Here is a 13,603-nt window from a genome sequence, read left to right as displayed (position 1 = left end):
GCCGCAGAACCCACCAAAGCTCTCCGACCGCGAGGTCGGAAAGGCTGTCGACAGAGTCCTAAGCGCCGACCTGGCGCGCCGGGGCGAACGAACCAAGAAGTCCACAGGAGGACACCAGTGGCGAAGGCGAAGTTCGAGCGGACTAAGCCGCACGTCAACATCGGCACCATTGGTCACATCGACCACGGTAAGACGACGCTGACGGCGGCCATCACCAAGGTCCTGCACGACCAGTATCCCGACCTGAACCCCTACACGCCGTTCGACCAGATCGACAAGGCGCCGGAGGAGAAGGCCCGCGGCATCACGATCTCGATCGCGCACGTCGAGTACCAGACCGAGTCTCGGCACTACGCGCACGTCGACTGCCCCGGGCACGCCGACTACATCAAGAACATGATCACCGGTGCCGCGCAGATGGACGGCGCGATCCTGGTGGTCGCGGCGACCGACGGCCCGATGCCGCAGACCCGCGAGCACGTGCTGCTGGCCCGTCAGGTCGGCGTGCCGTACATCGTCGTGGCGCTCAACAAGAGCGACATGGTCGACGACGAGGAGCTCCTGGAGCTCGTCGAGCTCGAGGTCCGCGAGCTGCTCTCGTCGCAGGAGTACCCGGGTGACGACCTGCCGGTCGTCCAGGTCTCCGCGCTGAAGGCGCTCGAGGGCGACCCGGTCTGGACCGAGAAGCTGCTCGAGCTGATGAACGCGGTCGACACCGCGATCCCGCAGCCTGAGCGCGAGATCGACAAGCCGTTCCTGATGCCGGTCGAGGACGTCTTCACGATCACCGGTCGTGGCACCGTCGTCACCGGTCGCGTGGAGCGCGGCGTTCTCCTGCCGAACGAGGATGTCGAGCTCGTCGGTATCAAGGAGAAGGGCTTCAAGACCAAGGTCACCGCGATCGAGATGTTCCGGAAGACCCTGGACGACGCCCGCGCAGGCGAGAACGTCGGCCTGCTGCTGCGTGGCACCAAGCGCGACGAGGTCGAGCGCGGCATGGTCGTGGTGAAGCCGGGCTCGAACACCCCGCACACGGAGTTCGAGGCGACGGTCTACATCCTCTCCAAGGAGGAGGGCGGCCGGCACACCCCGTTCTTCCAGAACTACCGTCCGCAGTTCTACTTCCGGACCACGGACGTCACCGGCGTCGTCACGCTGCCCGAGGGCACCGAGATGGTCATGCCGGGCGACAACACCACGATGACCGTGAACCTGATCCAGCCCATCGCGATGGAGGACAACCTCAAGTTCGCGATCCGGGAGGGTGGCCGTACGGTCGGCGCGGGTCGGGTCACCAAGATCATCAAGTGACCTGGGTAACCCCGATTAGCGTTGCCGCCGGTATTGCGGCATACTAGTCAGGTTGCGTAACGACAGTTCGTCGCCCGCGTCCGGCATCCGCTGGACCTCCGGGTCGTTGAACAGTCGCGCGTAGGGTGGTTGGCCTGTCCCTGGCGGCCAACCACCCTCGCACGGCGTTCAGGTCGCGGTGACGCGATCGGCGCCATGACCCACCGCGCGGTCAGCAGAGCTCCGGAGACCCGGGGCGGAGCCTGGTCCGAGGGCGCGACACGCCCGACCGCGGGGGTCGGCGGAAGTGGGCCTGTGCCAGCCGGTGCAGGTGCCCGCAACACTGCGGCATCGAGAGAAGGAACAGAAGCCACCATGGCGGGACAGAAGATCCGCATCCGGCTCAAGGCCTATGACCACGAGGTCGTCGACTCCTCGGCGCGGAAGATCGTCGAGACGGTGACGCGTACCGGGGCGCAGGTCGCTGGCCCGGTGCCGCTGCCCACGGAGATCAACCGTTTCTGCGTCATCCGCTCGCCGCACAAGTACAAGGACTCGCGCGAGCACTTCGAGATGCGCACTCACAAGCGGCTGATCGACATCATCGACCCGACTCCGAAGACGGTCGACTCGCTCATGCGCCTCGACCTGCCGGCTGGCGTCGACATCGAGATCAAGCTGTAGGGACCGGACAAATGGACAGGCAAGTCAAGGGGATCCTGGGCGCAAAGCTCGGCATGACCCAGGTCTGGGACAACAACCGTGTTGTCCCGGTGACCGTGGTTCAGGCCGGCCCGTGCGTCATCAGCCAGGTTCGTAGCGCCGAGAAGGACGGTTACTCCGCAGTCCAGCTCGCCTACGGCACGATCGACCCGCGCAAGGTGAAGAAGCCGGTCAGCGGGCACTACGCGAAGGCGGACGTGGCGCCGCGCCGACACATCGTCGAGCTGCGCACCGCGGACGCCGCGGACTACTCGCTGGGCCAGGAGGTCACGGTCGAGGAGTTCCCGGTCGGCGTCAGCATCGACGTCACCGGCCGGACCAAGGGCAAGGGCTACGCCGGCCCGATGAAGCGGCACGGCTTCCACGGTCTGCGCGCGAGCCACGGTGTCGAGCGCAAGCACCGCTCACCGGGCTCGATCGGCGCGTGCGCCACCCCGGGTCGCGTCTTCAAGGGCACCCGGATGGCCGGCCGGATGGGTGGCGTGCGCTACACCGTCCAGAACCTGACCGTCCAGGCGGTCGACACCGAGAACAACCTCCTGCTCGTTCGTGGGGCCATTCCCGGTCCCAAGGGCGCGCTGGTCCTGGTCCGCAACGCGGCCAAGGCCAAGGTGAAGAAGGGCGGTGTGGCCAAGTGACCACCGTTGACGTCCTCAACGTCGAAGGCGCCAAGAGCAGCTCCGTCGAGCTGCCCGGCGACATCTTCGACGTCCAGGCCAACCTCGCGCTGATGCACCAGGTCGTGGTGGCCCAGCTCGCGGCAGCCCGCCAGGGCACGCACAAGGCCAAGACCCGCGGCGAGGTCGCCGGCGGCGGCAAGAAGCCGTACAAGCAGAAGGGCACCGGTCGGGCCCGTCAGGGTTCGATCCGCGCGCCGCAGTTCGCCGGCGGTGGCGTGGTCCACGGCCCGGTGCCGCGTGACTACAGCCAGCGGACCCCGAAGAAGATGAAGGCCGCCGCCCTGCGTGGCGCTCTCTCCGACCGGGCCCGCGCTGGCCAGGTGCACGTCGTCGAGGCGTTCGTCTCGGGCGAGAAGCCGTCGACCAAGGCCGCCCTGGCCACGCTGGTCAAGCTGACCGAGGCCACCCGGGTCCTGGTCGTGCTGAGCAGCACCGACGAGCTGAACTGGGTGTCGCTGCGCAATGAGCCGCGGGTGCACCTGATCGAGGCCGGCCAGCTCAACACGTACGACGTGCTGGTGGCCGACGACGTGGTCTTCACCAAGGACGCCTTGGACGAGTTCCTGGGCGTTCCCGCCGAGACCACCGAGGAGGGTGGCAAGTGAGCACGATCGCCGATCCGCGGGACATCATCGTCGCGCCGGTCGTCTCGGAGAAGAGCTACAGCGAGCTGAACCGGAACTGGTACACCTTCCTGGTGCGCCCGGACGCGAACAAGACCGAGATCAAGATCGCTATCCAGCAGATCTTCAACGTCCGCGTCCTGACGGTCAACACGCTCAACCGTGAGGGCAAGCGCAAGCGCACGAAGACCGGTTTCGGTCAGCGCAAGGCCACCAAGCGGGCGATCGTGAAGCTGGCTGACGGTGACCGTATCGAGGCCTTCGGCGGCCCGGTCAGCTGAGGGGTGTAGACAATGGCTATCCGTAAATACAAGCCGACGACGCCGGGCCGGCGTGGCTCGAGCGTCGCCGACTTCGCCGAGATCACCCGGTCGAAGCCCGAGAAGTCGCTGCTGGCACCGCTGCCGAAGAAGGGTGGGCGTAACGTCCACGGCCGGATCACCACCCGGCACCACGGTGGCGGCCACAAGCGCCAGTACCGTCTGATCGACTTCAAGCGGGTCGACAAGGACGGCATCCCGGCGAAGGTCGCGCACATCGAGTACGACCCGAACCGCACCGCGCGCATCGCGCTGCTGCACTACGCCGACGGCGAGAAGCGCTACATCCTCGCGCCGAAGGACCTGAAGCAGGGCGACGCGGTGGAGTCCGGACCGGGCGCCGACATCAAGCCGGGTAACAACCTGCCGCTGCGCAACATCCCGGTCGGTACCACCATCCACAACGTGGAGCTGCGTCCGGGCGGCGGCGCCAAGCTGGCCCGCTCGGCCGGCGTCGGCGTCCAGCTGCTCGGCCGGGAGGGCGTGTACGCCACCCTGCGTCTGCCGTCCGGTGAGATCCGGCGGGTCGACGTGCGGTGCCGCGCCAGCGTCGGCGAGATCGGCAACGCCGACCAGTCGAACATCAACTGGGGCAAGGCCGGCCGCATGCGGTGGAAGGGCAGGCGCCCGACCGTCCGAGGCGTCGCCATGAACCCGGTCGACCACCCGCACGGTGGTGGTGAGGGTAAGACCTCAGGTGGCCGTCACCCGGTCAACCCGCAGGGTAAGCCCGAGGGCCGCACCCGTCGCAAGGGCCAGCCGAGTGACCGGCTGATCGTTCGCCGCCGCTACGCCACGCGTAAGCGCGGCTGAGGGAGATAAGACATGCCTCGCAGCCTGAAGAAGGGCCCGTTCGTCGACGACCACCTGCTCAAGAAGGTGGAGACGCAGAACGACAAGGGCTCGAAGAACGTCATCAAGACCTGGTCGCGGCGCTCGACGATCATCCCCGAGATGCTCGGCCACACGATCGCCGTGCATGACGGACGCAAGCACGTCCCGGTGTTCGTTACCGAGGCGATGGTCGGGCACAAGCTCGGCGAGTTCGCGCTGACCCGCACGTTCAAGGGTCACGAGAAGGACGACCGGAAGAGCCGCCGGCGCTGACGCCGCGGGCATACGGATAGAGGAACAAGGGGTTACAGCGATGCCAGGAAAGGGCGACGCTCCGGTGCTTCCGGGCGCGCGGGCGATTGCGCGGCACGTGCGCATCTCGCCGATGAAGGCGCGCCGGGTGGTCAACCTCGTCCGCGGCCTGCCCGCGAAGGAGGCGCTTACGGTGCTGCAGTTCGCGCCGCAGGCTGCGAGCGAGCAGGTGTACAAGGTGCTCGCGAGCGCGATCGCGAACGCGGAGAACAACGAGCGGCTGGACCCCGATGCGCTGCTCGTCAGCGAGGCGTTCGTCGACGAGGGCCCGACGATGAAGCGGTTCCGGCCGCGCGCGCAGGGCCGGGCGTACCGGATCCGCAAGCGGACCTGCCACATCACTGTGGCGGTCGAGGCGGTCGCGCCGGCTGCGCCGAAGAAGTCCGCGGCGAAGAAGGTCGCCCCGGCGAAGCAGGCTGAGGCCGCTGAGACGGAGAGCAAGACGGAGGGCGCCGAGTAATGGGTCAGAAGGTTCACCCCACTGGGTTCCGGCTCGGCATCTCGACCGACTGGAAGTCCCGCTGGTTCGCGGACAAGCTCTACAAGGACTACATCGGCGAAGATGTCAAGATTCGCCGGATGATGTCCAAGGGCCTCGAGCGTGCCGGCATTTCCAAGGTCGACATCGAGCGCACCCGGGACCGGGTCCGCGTCGACATCCACACCGCCCGGCCGGGCATCGTCATCGGCCGGAAGGGTGCGGAGGCCGACCGGATCCGCGGCGAGCTGGAGAAGCTCACCGGCAAGCAGGTACAGCTGAACATCATCGAGGTGAAGAACCCCGAGTCGGACGCGCAGCTGGTTGCCCAGGGCGTCGCCGAGCAGCTCTCCAGCCGGGTCAGCTTCCGTCGGGCGATGCGCAAGGCGATGCAGTCGGCGATGAAGAACCCGGTGTGCAAGGGCATCCGGGTCCAGGTCTCGGGTCGCCTCGGCGGCGCCGAGATGAGCCGGACCGAGTTCTACCGCGAGGGTCGCGTCCCGCTGCACACGCTGCGGGCCAACATCGAGTACGGCTTCTTCGAGGCCCGTACCACCTTCGGCCGCATCGGCGTGAAGGTCTGGATCTACAAGGGTGACGCGGTGCCGGGTCGGGAGACCCCGGCCGAGGCGCCGTCGCGCCCGCGTCGTGAGCGTGCCGACCGCCCCGAGCGTCCGCGCCGTGGTCGGTCCGGTTCGTCCGGCACGACCGCCGGTGGCACCGAGGCCGGCCGGGCTGCTGCGACCACCATCGCGCAGCAGGCTGAGACGCCGAGCGGCGAGCCGATCGACAGCGCTGCTGTCGCCTCGGTCGCTTCGGCTCCGGCAGAAACGCAGCAGGAGGGCTGACAGATGCTGATGCCGCGCAAGCCCCCGAAGGGCTTCCGCAAGCCGCACCACCCGGACCGCAGTGGCGCGTCCAAGGGTGGCAACCGCGTGGTGTTCGGCGAGTTCGGGATCCAGGCTCTCGAGCCGGCGTACGTGACCAACCGGCAGATCGAGTCGGCGCGTATCGCGATGACCCGCCACATCAAGCGTGGCGGTAAGGTCTGGATCTCGATCTTCCCGGACCAGGCCCTGACCAAGAAGCCGGCCGAGACCCGGATGGGTTCCGGTAAGGGCTCGCCCGAGTGGTGGGTCGCCAACGTGAAGCCGGGGCGGATCCTCTTCGAGATGTCCTTCCCCAACGAGCAGATCGCGCGAGAAGCGATGCGTCGCGCGATCCACAAGCTCCCGATGAAGTGCCGCATTGTTACGCGCGAAGTGGGTGAATCCTGATGGCAGCGGGCGTTAAGGCCTCCGAGCTGCGTGAGCACTCCGACGAGGAGCTGGTCACGAAGCTGCGCGAGGCTAAGGCGGAGCTGTTCAACCTCCGCGTGCAGGGCGCAACCGGGCAGCTGGACAACAACCGGCGGTTGCAGGTCATCCGTCGGGAGATCGCCCGGATCTACACGATCATGCGTGAGCGCGAGTTGGGTCTCTCCGCCGCGCCGACTGAGGTGACTGCATCATGAGCGAGAACACCACCACCGCCGAAGCGCGGGCCCGCCGCAAGGTGCGCGAGGGCCTCGTGGTCAGCGACAAGATGGACAAGACCGTCGTGGTCGAGGTCGAGGACCGGGTCAGGCACGCGCTGTACGGCAAGATCATGCGCCGTACCAGCAAGCTGAAGGTGCACGACGAGCAGAACGCCGCCGGCATCGGCGATCGGGTTCTGATCATGGAGACCCGGCCGCTGTCCGCCACGAAGCGTTGGCGGATCGTGGAGATCCAGGAAAAGGCCAAGTAGCGAAGGCTCGATCTCGCCCGGCTTCAGTCGGGCGCGGGTTCCGCCAGGCTCCGGCCGCGGCAGGCGGCCGGAGAACCGGCAGACATAGGAGATAGACGTGATTCAGCAGGAGTCGCGACTGCGCGTCGCCGACAACACGGGTGCCCGGGAGATCCTGTGCATCCGGGTTCTCGGGGGCTCCGGTCGGCGCTACGCGAGCATCGGCGACGTCATCGTGGCCACGGTCAAGGACGCGATCCCGGGTGCCGGTGTGAAGAAGGGCGACGTCGTCAAGGCCGTCATCGTCCGCACCGCCAAGGAGCGGCGGCGGCCGGACGGCTCGTACATTCGCTTCGACGAGAACGCCGCCGTCATCATCAAGGACGGTGGGGACCCGCGCGGCACCCGTATCTTCGGCCCGGTGGGCCGGGAGCTGCGGGACAAGCGGTTCATGAAGATTATTTCCCTCGCGCCGGAGGTGTTGTGACCGTGAAGGTCAAGAAGGGCGACACGGTCGTCGTCATCGCCGGCAAGGACAAGGGTGCCAAGGGCAAGGTCATCGCGTCCTACCCGCGGCAGGACAAGATCCTGGTCGAGGGCGTGAACCGGGTCAAGAAGCACACCCGTATCAGCACCACCCAGCGTGGCGCCAAGACCGGTGGCATCGTCACCCAGGAAGCCCCGATCCACGTCTCCAACGTGCAGGTCCTGGATTCCGAGGGGAACCCGACCCGCGTCGGGTACCGCTTCGACGACAACGGCCAGAAGGTCCGCATCGCGCGTAGCACCGGTAAGGACCTGTGATGACCACGGCTACCGAAGCCAAGACCATGCCGCGCCTCAAGGAGCGGTACCGCAACGAGATCGTGGCCAAGCTGCAGGAGCAGCACAGCTTCGGCAACCCCATGCAGGTGCCGCGGCTGGTCAAGATCGTCGTCAACATGGGTGTCGGCGAGGCCGCCCGGGACGCCAAGCTGATCGATGGCGCCGTCCGGGACCTGGCCACCATCACCGGCCAGAAGCCGCAGGTGCGGCGGGCGACCAAGTCCATCGCGCAGTTCAAGCTCCGCGAGGGCATGCCGATCGGCGCGAAGGTCACCCTGCGCGGCGACCGGATGTGGGAGTTCCTGGACCGTCTGCTGTCCATCGCGCTGCCTCGTATCCGCGACTTCCGCGGTCTGGACGGGCGCAAGCTCGACGGGCACGGCAACTACACGTTCGGTCTGACCGAGCAGTCGGTGTTCCACGAGATCGACCAGGACAAGATCGATCGCCAGCGGGGCATGGACATCACGGTGGTCACGACCGCCACGACCGACGACGAGGGCCGGGCGCTGCTCAAGCTCCTGGGCTTCCCGTTCAAGGAGAACTGAGATGGCCAAGAAGGCGCTGATCCTCAAGGCGGCCGCGAAGCCGAAGTTCTCGGTTCGCGCGTACACCCGCTGCCAGCGGTGTGGGCGTCCCAAGGCGGTCTACCGCAAGTTCGGGCTCTGCCGGATCTGCATCCGGGAGATGGCCCACCGCGGTGAGCTGCCGGGCGTGTCCAAGGCTTCCTGGTAAGGGCGACCGCGCCCCGGCTGCCGGCCGGGGCCCCTTGCACCGATCATGTATTGCTCTTCGCCGTAGGCCCGGGGCTCACCGCCCCGGGAACCCCGGCGAGAAAGGCTGACGAAATCCATGACGATGACCGACCCGATCGCAGACATGCTCACGCGTCTGCGTAACGCCAACCAGGCGTACCACGACCGGGTGACGATGCCCTACTCCAAGATCAAGGCGAACATCGCCGAGGTCCTGAAGGCCGAGGGTTACATCGCCACCTGGTCGGTCGAGGAGCCCGAGGAGGGCGCCGTCGGCAAGCGACTGGTCGTCGAGCTGAAGTACGGCCAGAGCCGCGAGCGGAGCCTGGCCGGCATCAAGCGCGTGTCCAAGCCCGGTCTCCGGGTGTACGCCAAGTCGGACGGGCTCCCGCGGGTGCTCGGCGGGCTGGGCGTGGCGATCATTTCGACGTCCCAGGGGCTGCTCACCGACCGGCAGGCCCGCAAGCGGAGCGTTGGCGGGGAAGTCCTCGCCTTCGTCTGGTAACGGGAGACAGGTAGAAATGTCGCGTATTGGACGTAAGTCGATCCCGGTGCCTGCCGGCGTCGACATCACGATCGACGGCCAGACCGTCAAGGTCAAGGGCCCGAAGGGCGAGCTGTCGCACACGCTCGCCGAGCCCATCACGGCGGAGCACGCCGAGGACGGCCAGTTGCAGGTCAACCGGCCCAACGACGAGCGCAAGGCCAAGGAGCTGCACGGCCTGAGCCGTACGCTGGTCGCCAACATGATCGTCGGCGTGACCGAGGGCCACCGCAAGAGCCTGGAGATCGCCGGCACCGGTTACCGGGTCACGGCCAAGGGCAAGGACCTGGAGTTCGCGCTCGGGTTCTCGCACGCGGTGCTGGTCCCCGCGCCGAACGGCATCACCTTCACGGTGGAGAAGCCGACGGTGTTCCACGTGGCCGGCATCGACAAGCAGCAGGTCGGCGAGGTTGCCGCCAACATCCGGAAGATCCGCCCGCCGGAGCCCTACAAGGGCAAGGGCGTGAAGTACCAGGGCGAGGTCATCCGCCGCAAGGCTGGAAAGGCAGGTAAGAAGTGAGCGCCACGCTGCTCAAGCGCCGCCGCGGCGTTGCCGCCAAGCGCGCCGTCGGCCGTGCGCGTCGACACTTCCGGGTCCGCAAGAACGTCAGCGGCACCACCGAGCGTCCCCGTCTGGTCGTCACCCGGTCGCTGCGCCACGTCGTGGCCCAGATCGTGGACGACACCAAGGGTCACACCCTGGCGTCGGCCTCGACCCTGGACGCCTCGCTGCGCGGCACCGAGGGCGACAAGAGCGCCCTGGCCGGCAAGGTCGGCACGCTGCTCGCCGAGCGGGCCAAGGCTGCCGGCATCTCGAAGGTCGTCTTCGACCGCGGTGGCAACCGGTACGCGGGGCGGGTCGCCGCGCTTGCCGACGCCGCCCGCGAAGCCGGGCTCGAGTTCTAGAAACCCCGTCACGAGAGAGAAGGAAGGCTGCTGATGCCAGGTCAACAGCGCCGTGGCGGCGGGTCCGGTGGCAACGAGGGTGGTCGCCGCGACAACCGCCGTGAGGGCGGCCGCGGAAACGCGCCCGTCGAAAAGACCCCGCACCTCGAGCGGGTCGTCGCGATCAACCGCGTCGCCAAGGTCGTGAAGGGTGGTCGTCGCTTCAGCTTCACCGCCCTGGTGATCGTGGGCGATGGCGACGGCAACGTCGGCGTGGGGTATGGAAAGGCCAAGGAGGTGCCCGCGGCGATCGCCAAGGGCGTCGAGGAGGCCAAGAAGCACTTCTTCAAGGTGCCGCGGATCGGTAAGTCGATCCCGCACCCGATCACGGGTGAGGCCGCCGCCGGCGTGGTGCTGCTCAAGCCGGCCTCGGCCGGTACGGGCGTCATCGCCGGTGGCCCGGTGCGTGCCGTGCTGGAGTGTGCCGGCATCCACGACGTGCTCTCCAAGAGCCTCGGGTCGTCGAACCCGATCAACATCGTGCACGCCACGGTGGCGGCGCTGAAGGGGCTGGAGTCCCCGGAGGCTGTCGCGGCCCGTCGTGGCCTGCCGGTCGAGGACGTCGCGCCGGCCGCCATGCTGGCGTCGCGGGCGGGGGTGGCATCCTGATGGCTCGCCTGAAGGTCACCCAGCTCCGGTCCGTGATCGGGACCAAGCGCAACCAGCGTGAGTCGCTGCGTTCGCTCGGTCTCAAGCGGATCAACGACGTGGTGGTCAAGGAGGACCGGCCGGAGATCCGGGGCATGATCTTCGCGGTCAACCACCTCGTGAAGGTCGAGGAGGTCGAGTAATGACGATCAAGGTCCACCACCTGCGCCCGGCGCCCGGTGCCAAGACCGCCAAGACCCGCGTGGGTCGCGGCGAGGGCTCCAAGGGCAAGACCGCCGGTCGCGGTACCAAGGGCTCCAAGGCCCGCAAGAACATCTCGGCTGCGTTCGAGGGTGGGCAGATGCCCATCCACATGCGCCTGCCGAAGATGAAGGGCTTCAAGAACAAGTTCAAGGTGGTCTTCCAGGTGGTCAACCTGGACAGGCTCGCCGAGCTGTTCCCGAACGGCGGCCAGGTCGGCCCGCTGGAGCTGGTCGAGGCCGGCGCGGTCCGCAAGGGCCAGCCGGTCAAGGTCCTCGGCACCGGCGACCTGAGCGGCGTGTCCATCCAGGTGTCGGCGCACGCGTTCAGCGCGTCGGCCAAGGAGAAGATCACCGCCGCCGGTGGCTCCGTCACCGAGCTGTAGGGCAGAACCCGTGGCGCCCGCTCAGTTGTCTGTGACTGGGCGGGCGCCACGGTCTACCCCGAACGTGTGCACCGGGTAATATCGGATTCGGTTTATGTAGCCGGGCACACCTGCCCGGACCGGGATCGGGCTGTTAGAGTCCCATCCCAGCTATGGATATCGGGCGCTCGCCCGGCACCCACCCGACCCGCCAGGGACCACCACCGGCGGCCCGCCTCGCGCAGGAGGAAGAAAGTTGCTGTCCGCCTTTCTCAGTGCGTTCCGTACGCCTGACCTGCGCAAGAAGCTGCTGTTTACGGTAGGCATCATTGCGGTCTACCGGCTCGGCGCAACCCTGCCCAGCCCGGGTGTCTCGTACGGCAACGTGCAGAAGTGTCTCGACAGCATCCAGGGGGACACCACCGGGGTGCTGAACCTGCTCGACCTCTTCTCCGGCGGGGCGCTGCTTCAGCTCTCGGTCTTCGCGCTGGGGATCATGCCCTACATCACAGCGTCGATCATCCTGCAGCTGCTCACCGTGGTCATCCCGCGGTTGGAGCAGCTCCGCAAGGAGGGTCAGGCCGGCCAGGCGAAGATCACCCAGTACACCCGCTACCTCACCCTCGGCCTGGGCATCCTCCAGTCGTCGGCGTTCGTGGCGCTGGCCCGCTCCGGGCAGCTCTTCCAGAACAAGTGCGACCAGTTCCCGATCGTCCCCGAGGGCACCGGCATCCCGAACTGGCTGACGCTGACCATCCTGGTCATGACGATGACCGCCGGCACGGGCATGGTGATGTGGCTCGGCGAGCTGATCACCGACCGGGGCGTCGGCAACGGCATGTCGGTGCTGATCTTCACCTCGATCGCGGCGCGTCTTCCCGCCGAGGGTTGGAAGATCAAGACCCAGCAGGGCTGGGGCAAGTTCTTCCTGGTGCTCGCGCTGGTCCTGGTGGTCATCACCGCCGTCACCTTCATCGAGCAGGCACAGCGCCGGATCCCGGTGCAGTACGCCAAGCGGATGATCGGCCGGCGGATGTACGGCGGCACCTCGACCTACATCCCGCTGAAGGTCAACCAGGCGGGTGTCATCCCGGTCATCTTCGCCTCGTCGCTGCTCTACCTGCCGCAGCTGGCGCTCCAGTTCTTCGACCCGAACAACCCGGGCAAGACCCAGGCCTGGATCCAGAACAACGTGGTCAACCCGTCGAGCCCGGCGCACATCGTGATCTACTTCATGTTGATCATCTTCTTCACGTACTTCTACGTCTCGATCACGTTCAACCCGACCGAGGTCGCGGACAACATGAAGAAGTACGGCGGCTTCGTGCCGGGCATCCGCCCCGGCAAGCCGACCGCCGACTACCTCGACTTCATCCTCAGCCGGATCACCCTGCCGGGCGCGCTCTACCTGGGTATCGTCGCGGTCCTGCCGAACTTCTTCTTCATCTGGCTGAACAACCAGCAGTTCCAGAACTTCCCGTTCGGCGGCACCGCTGTGCTCATCATGGTCGGCGTCGGTCTGGAGACCGTGAAGCAGATCGAGAGCCAACTCATGCAGCGGAACTACGAAGGGTTCCTGCGGTAGATGCGACTCGTTCTGGTTGGCCCGCCGGGCGCGGGTAAGGGCACACAGGCGGAGTTCATCGCCGCTCACCTCTCGGTGCCCAAGATCTCGACCGGTGACATCTTCCGGGCGAACGTCTCCCAGGGCACACCCCTGGGCATCGAGGCCAAGCGGTACATGGACGCCGGCAAGCTGGTCCCGGACGAGGTGACCATCAACATGGTCCGGGACCGGCTCGCCGAGCCGGACGCCAGCGAGGGCTTCCTGCTCGACGGCTTCCCGCGCACCACGCCGCAGGCCGCCGCGCTGGACAAGCTGCTCGCCGACCTCGGCACCGCGCTGGACCTGGTGCTGGAGCTGGTCGTCGACGACGACGAGGTGATCCGGCGGCTCTCCGGCCGGCGTACCTGCCGGGGCTGCGGGAAGATCTGGCACGTCGAGTTCGACGCGACGACCCGGGACGACATCTGCGACCGCTGCGGCGCGGAGCTGTTCCAGCGCGACGACGACAAGCCGGAGACCATCGCCGCCCGGCTGCGGGAGTACGCCGAGAAGACCGCGCCGCTGGTGGACTACTACGGCGCCCAGGGCAAGCTGGTGGGCATCGACGCCACCGGCCCGGTGGAGGACGTCACCGTCCGCGCCATCGACGCCCTCCGCTCATACGGCGGCTGACGACCGCCGGGGCTCCGGCGGATAGAGTGCGAACAGCGGGGTACGTGCGACGTGC

At 67.5% G+C, this 13,603-nt stretch carries 24 protein-coding genes; all 24 read left to right on the top strand.

The features are described 5' to 3' along the window. Window positions 1-117: 117 nt before the first annotated feature. The 24 genes from tuf to ACQPZO_RS27020 all read left to right on the top strand — a co-directional run bounded on the left by tuf (window position 118) and on the right by ACQPZO_RS27020 (window position 13,548). A complete protein-coding gene (gene tuf / locus ACQPZO_RS27135) occupies window positions 118-1,311 on the top strand; it encodes an elongation factor Tu (protein ID WP_387015001.1) in 1,194 nt (397 codons plus the stop codon). Between the two features lie 354 nt (window positions 1,312-1,665). Continuing rightward, entirely contained in the window at window positions 1,666-1,974 is a 309-nt protein-coding gene (rpsJ, locus tag ACQPZO_RS27130; protein WP_007073037.1) for a 30S ribosomal protein S10, read from the top strand. 11 nt (window positions 1,975-1,985) lie between these two features. Next, the gene (rplC, locus tag ACQPZO_RS27125; protein ID WP_433344732.1) at window positions 1,986-2,651 is read left to right on the top strand and encodes a 50S ribosomal protein L3; all 666 of its coding nucleotides are present in this window, start codon (window positions 1,986-1,988) and stop codon (window positions 2,649-2,651) included. Further along, complete coding sequence (gene rplD / locus ACQPZO_RS27120; protein ID WP_387015007.1) at window positions 2,648-3,298, top strand: 50S ribosomal protein L4; 651 nt, start codon at window positions 2,648-2,650, stop codon at window positions 3,296-3,298. The genes rplC and rplD overlap by 4 nt, the downstream gene beginning before the upstream one ends. Further along, complete coding sequence (gene rplW / locus ACQPZO_RS27115; RefSeq protein WP_161685913.1) at window positions 3,295-3,597, top strand: 50S ribosomal protein L23; 303 nt, start codon at window positions 3,295-3,297, stop codon at window positions 3,595-3,597. Before rplD ends, rplW begins: the two co-directional genes overlap by 4 nt. Before the next feature lie 12 nt (window positions 3,598-3,609). Continuing rightward, window positions 3,610-4,449 (top strand): 50S ribosomal protein L2, encoded by an 840-nt coding sequence (rplB, locus tag ACQPZO_RS27110; RefSeq protein WP_161685911.1) that lies wholly within the window; start codon window positions 3,610-3,612, stop codon window positions 4,447-4,449. Window positions 4,450-4,461: 12 nt separating this feature from the next. Further along, on the top strand, window positions 4,462-4,743 hold the full coding sequence (rpsS, locus tag ACQPZO_RS27105) for a 30S ribosomal protein S19 (RefSeq protein ID WP_007073032.1): 282 nt from the start codon (window positions 4,462-4,464) through the stop codon (window positions 4,741-4,743). A gap of 40 nt (window positions 4,744-4,783) precedes the next feature. Continuing rightward, a complete protein-coding gene (gene rplV / locus ACQPZO_RS27100; RefSeq protein ID WP_161685907.1) occupies window positions 4,784-5,242 on the top strand; it encodes a 50S ribosomal protein L22 in 459 nt (152 codons plus the stop codon). Continuing rightward, window positions 5,242-6,108 carry a 30S ribosomal protein S3 gene (gene rpsC / locus ACQPZO_RS27095; RefSeq protein WP_433344731.1) on the top strand — a complete coding sequence of 289 codons (867 nt, stop codon included), beginning with the start codon at window positions 5,242-5,244 and terminating at the stop codon, window positions 6,106-6,108. The genes rplV and rpsC overlap by 1 nt, the downstream gene beginning before the upstream one ends. A 3-nt stretch (window positions 6,109-6,111) precedes the next feature. Next, on the top strand, window positions 6,112-6,537 hold the full coding sequence (gene rplP, locus ACQPZO_RS27090) for a 50S ribosomal protein L16 (RefSeq protein ID WP_229400536.1): 426 nt from the start codon (window positions 6,112-6,114) through the stop codon (window positions 6,535-6,537). After that, window positions 6,537-6,773, top strand: coding sequence for a 50S ribosomal protein L29 (gene rpmC, locus ACQPZO_RS27085; protein ID WP_320066523.1), 237 nt, complete (start codon window positions 6,537-6,539; stop codon window positions 6,771-6,773). The genes rplP and rpmC overlap by 1 nt, the downstream gene beginning before the upstream one ends. Continuing rightward, window positions 6,770-7,048: a 30S ribosomal protein S17 gene (rpsQ, locus tag ACQPZO_RS27080; protein WP_387015016.1), complete on the top strand. Its 279-nt coding sequence runs from the start codon at window positions 6,770-6,772 to the stop codon at window positions 7,046-7,048. The genes rpmC and rpsQ overlap by 4 nt, the downstream gene beginning before the upstream one ends. 97 nt (window positions 7,049-7,145) lie before the next feature. Then, a complete protein-coding gene (rplN, locus tag ACQPZO_RS27075) occupies window positions 7,146-7,514 on the top strand; it encodes a 50S ribosomal protein L14 (protein ID WP_023358185.1) in 369 nt (122 codons plus the stop codon). After that, complete coding sequence (gene rplX / locus ACQPZO_RS27070) at window positions 7,511-7,831, top strand: 50S ribosomal protein L24 (protein WP_161685897.1); 321 nt, start codon at window positions 7,511-7,513, stop codon at window positions 7,829-7,831. Before rplN ends, rplX begins: the two co-directional genes overlap by 4 nt. Next, window positions 7,831-8,400, top strand: coding sequence for a 50S ribosomal protein L5 (rplE, locus tag ACQPZO_RS27065; protein ID WP_350881964.1), 570 nt, complete (start codon window positions 7,831-7,833; stop codon window positions 8,398-8,400). Before rplX ends, rplE begins: the two co-directional genes overlap by 1 nt. A gap of 1 nt (window position 8,401) precedes the next feature. Next, entirely contained in the window at window positions 8,402-8,587 is a 186-nt protein-coding gene (locus tag ACQPZO_RS27060) for a type Z 30S ribosomal protein S14 (protein WP_161685895.1), read from the top strand. A gap of 117 nt (window positions 8,588-8,704) precedes the next feature. Then, window positions 8,705-9,112, top strand: coding sequence for a 30S ribosomal protein S8 (gene rpsH / locus ACQPZO_RS27055; RefSeq protein ID WP_091242005.1), 408 nt, complete (start codon window positions 8,705-8,707; stop codon window positions 9,110-9,112). Window positions 9,113-9,128: 16 nt separating this feature from the next. Further along, the gene (gene rplF / locus ACQPZO_RS27050) at window positions 9,129-9,671 is read left to right on the top strand and encodes a 50S ribosomal protein L6 (RefSeq protein ID WP_433344730.1); all 543 of its coding nucleotides are present in this window, start codon (window positions 9,129-9,131) and stop codon (window positions 9,669-9,671) included. Further along, window positions 9,668-10,057 carry a 50S ribosomal protein L18 gene (rplR, locus tag ACQPZO_RS27045; protein WP_161685888.1) on the top strand — a complete coding sequence of 130 codons (390 nt, stop codon included), beginning with the start codon at window positions 9,668-9,670 and terminating at the stop codon, window positions 10,055-10,057. Before rplF ends, rplR begins: the two co-directional genes overlap by 4 nt. Before the next feature lie 33 nt (window positions 10,058-10,090). Then, a complete protein-coding gene (rpsE, locus tag ACQPZO_RS27040; RefSeq protein WP_387015026.1) occupies window positions 10,091-10,705 on the top strand; it encodes a 30S ribosomal protein S5 in 615 nt (204 codons plus the stop codon). Next, window positions 10,705-10,887 (top strand): 50S ribosomal protein L30, encoded by a 183-nt coding sequence (rpmD, locus tag ACQPZO_RS27035; protein ID WP_433344729.1) that lies wholly within the window; start codon window positions 10,705-10,707, stop codon window positions 10,885-10,887. Before rpsE ends, rpmD begins: the two co-directional genes overlap by 1 nt. Next, window positions 10,887-11,330, top strand: a complete 444-nt coding sequence (gene rplO, locus ACQPZO_RS27030) for a 50S ribosomal protein L15 (protein ID WP_350881959.1) — start codon at window positions 10,887-10,889, stop codon at window positions 11,328-11,330. Before rpmD ends, rplO begins: the two co-directional genes overlap by 1 nt. Before the next feature lie 235 nt (window positions 11,331-11,565). Beyond that, window positions 11,566-12,894, top strand: a complete 1,329-nt coding sequence (gene secY, locus ACQPZO_RS27025) for a preprotein translocase subunit SecY (protein WP_396670335.1) — start codon at window positions 11,566-11,568, stop codon at window positions 12,892-12,894. Beyond that, entirely contained in the window at window positions 12,895-13,548 is a 654-nt protein-coding gene (locus ACQPZO_RS27020) for an adenylate kinase (RefSeq protein ID WP_396670334.1), read from the top strand. Window positions 13,549-13,603: the final 55 nt, after the last annotated feature.

The organism is Micromonospora sp. CA-111912 (genome assembly GCF_050948415.1).
In the GTDB taxonomy this organism is placed as follows: domain Bacteria; phylum Actinomycetota; class Actinomycetes; order Mycobacteriales; family Micromonosporaceae; genus Micromonospora.
The sequence above is the reverse complement of the archived record's forward strand: the minus strand, read 5'-3'. Positions and strand labels throughout refer to the sequence as shown.

Bases quoted from the DNA above. Each gene is read 5' to 3' on its own strand.
- rpsJ (WP_007073037.1), top strand. From the start codon at position 1,666: ATGGCGGGACAGAAGATCCGCATCCGGCTCAAGGCCTATGACCACGAG.
- rplC (WP_433344732.1), top strand. From the start codon at position 1,986: ATGGACAGGCAAGTCAAGGGGATCCTGGGCGCAAAGCTCGGCATGACC.
- rplB (WP_161685911.1), top strand. From the start codon at position 3,610: ATGGCTATCCGTAAATACAAGCCGACGACGCCGGGCCGGCGTGGCTCG.
- rpsS (WP_007073032.1), top strand. From the start codon at position 4,462: ATGCCTCGCAGCCTGAAGAAGGGCCCGTTCGTCGACGACCACCTGCTC.
- rplV (WP_161685907.1), top strand. From the start codon at position 4,784: ATGCCAGGAAAGGGCGACGCTCCGGTGCTTCCGGGCGCGCGGGCGATT.
- rpsC (WP_433344731.1), top strand. From the start codon at position 5,242: ATGGGTCAGAAGGTTCACCCCACTGGGTTCCGGCTCGGCATCTCGACC.
- rplP (WP_229400536.1), top strand. From the start codon at position 6,112: ATGCTGATGCCGCGCAAGCCCCCGAAGGGCTTCCGCAAGCCGCACCAC.
- rpmC (WP_320066523.1), top strand. From the start codon at position 6,537: ATGGCAGCGGGCGTTAAGGCCTCCGAGCTGCGTGAGCACTCCGACGAG.
- rpsQ (WP_387015016.1), top strand. From the start codon at position 6,770: ATGAGCGAGAACACCACCACCGCCGAAGCGCGGGCCCGCCGCAAGGTG.
- rplE (WP_350881964.1), top strand. From the start codon at position 7,831: ATGACCACGGCTACCGAAGCCAAGACCATGCCGCGCCTCAAGGAGCGG.
- ACQPZO_RS27060 (WP_161685895.1), top strand. From the start codon at position 8,402: ATGGCCAAGAAGGCGCTGATCCTCAAGGCGGCCGCGAAGCCGAAGTTC.
- rpsH (WP_091242005.1), top strand. From the start codon at position 8,705: ATGACGATGACCGACCCGATCGCAGACATGCTCACGCGTCTGCGTAAC.
- rplF (WP_433344730.1), top strand. From the start codon at position 9,129: ATGTCGCGTATTGGACGTAAGTCGATCCCGGTGCCTGCCGGCGTCGAC.
- rpsE (WP_387015026.1), top strand. From the start codon at position 10,091: ATGCCAGGTCAACAGCGCCGTGGCGGCGGGTCCGGTGGCAACGAGGGT.
- rpmD (WP_433344729.1), top strand. From the start codon at position 10,705: ATGGCTCGCCTGAAGGTCACCCAGCTCCGGTCCGTGATCGGGACCAAG.
- rplO (WP_350881959.1), top strand. From the start codon at position 10,887: ATGACGATCAAGGTCCACCACCTGCGCCCGGCGCCCGGTGCCAAGACC.
- ACQPZO_RS27020 (WP_396670334.1), top strand. From the start codon at position 12,895: ATGCGACTCGTTCTGGTTGGCCCGCCGGGCGCGGGTAAGGGCACACAG.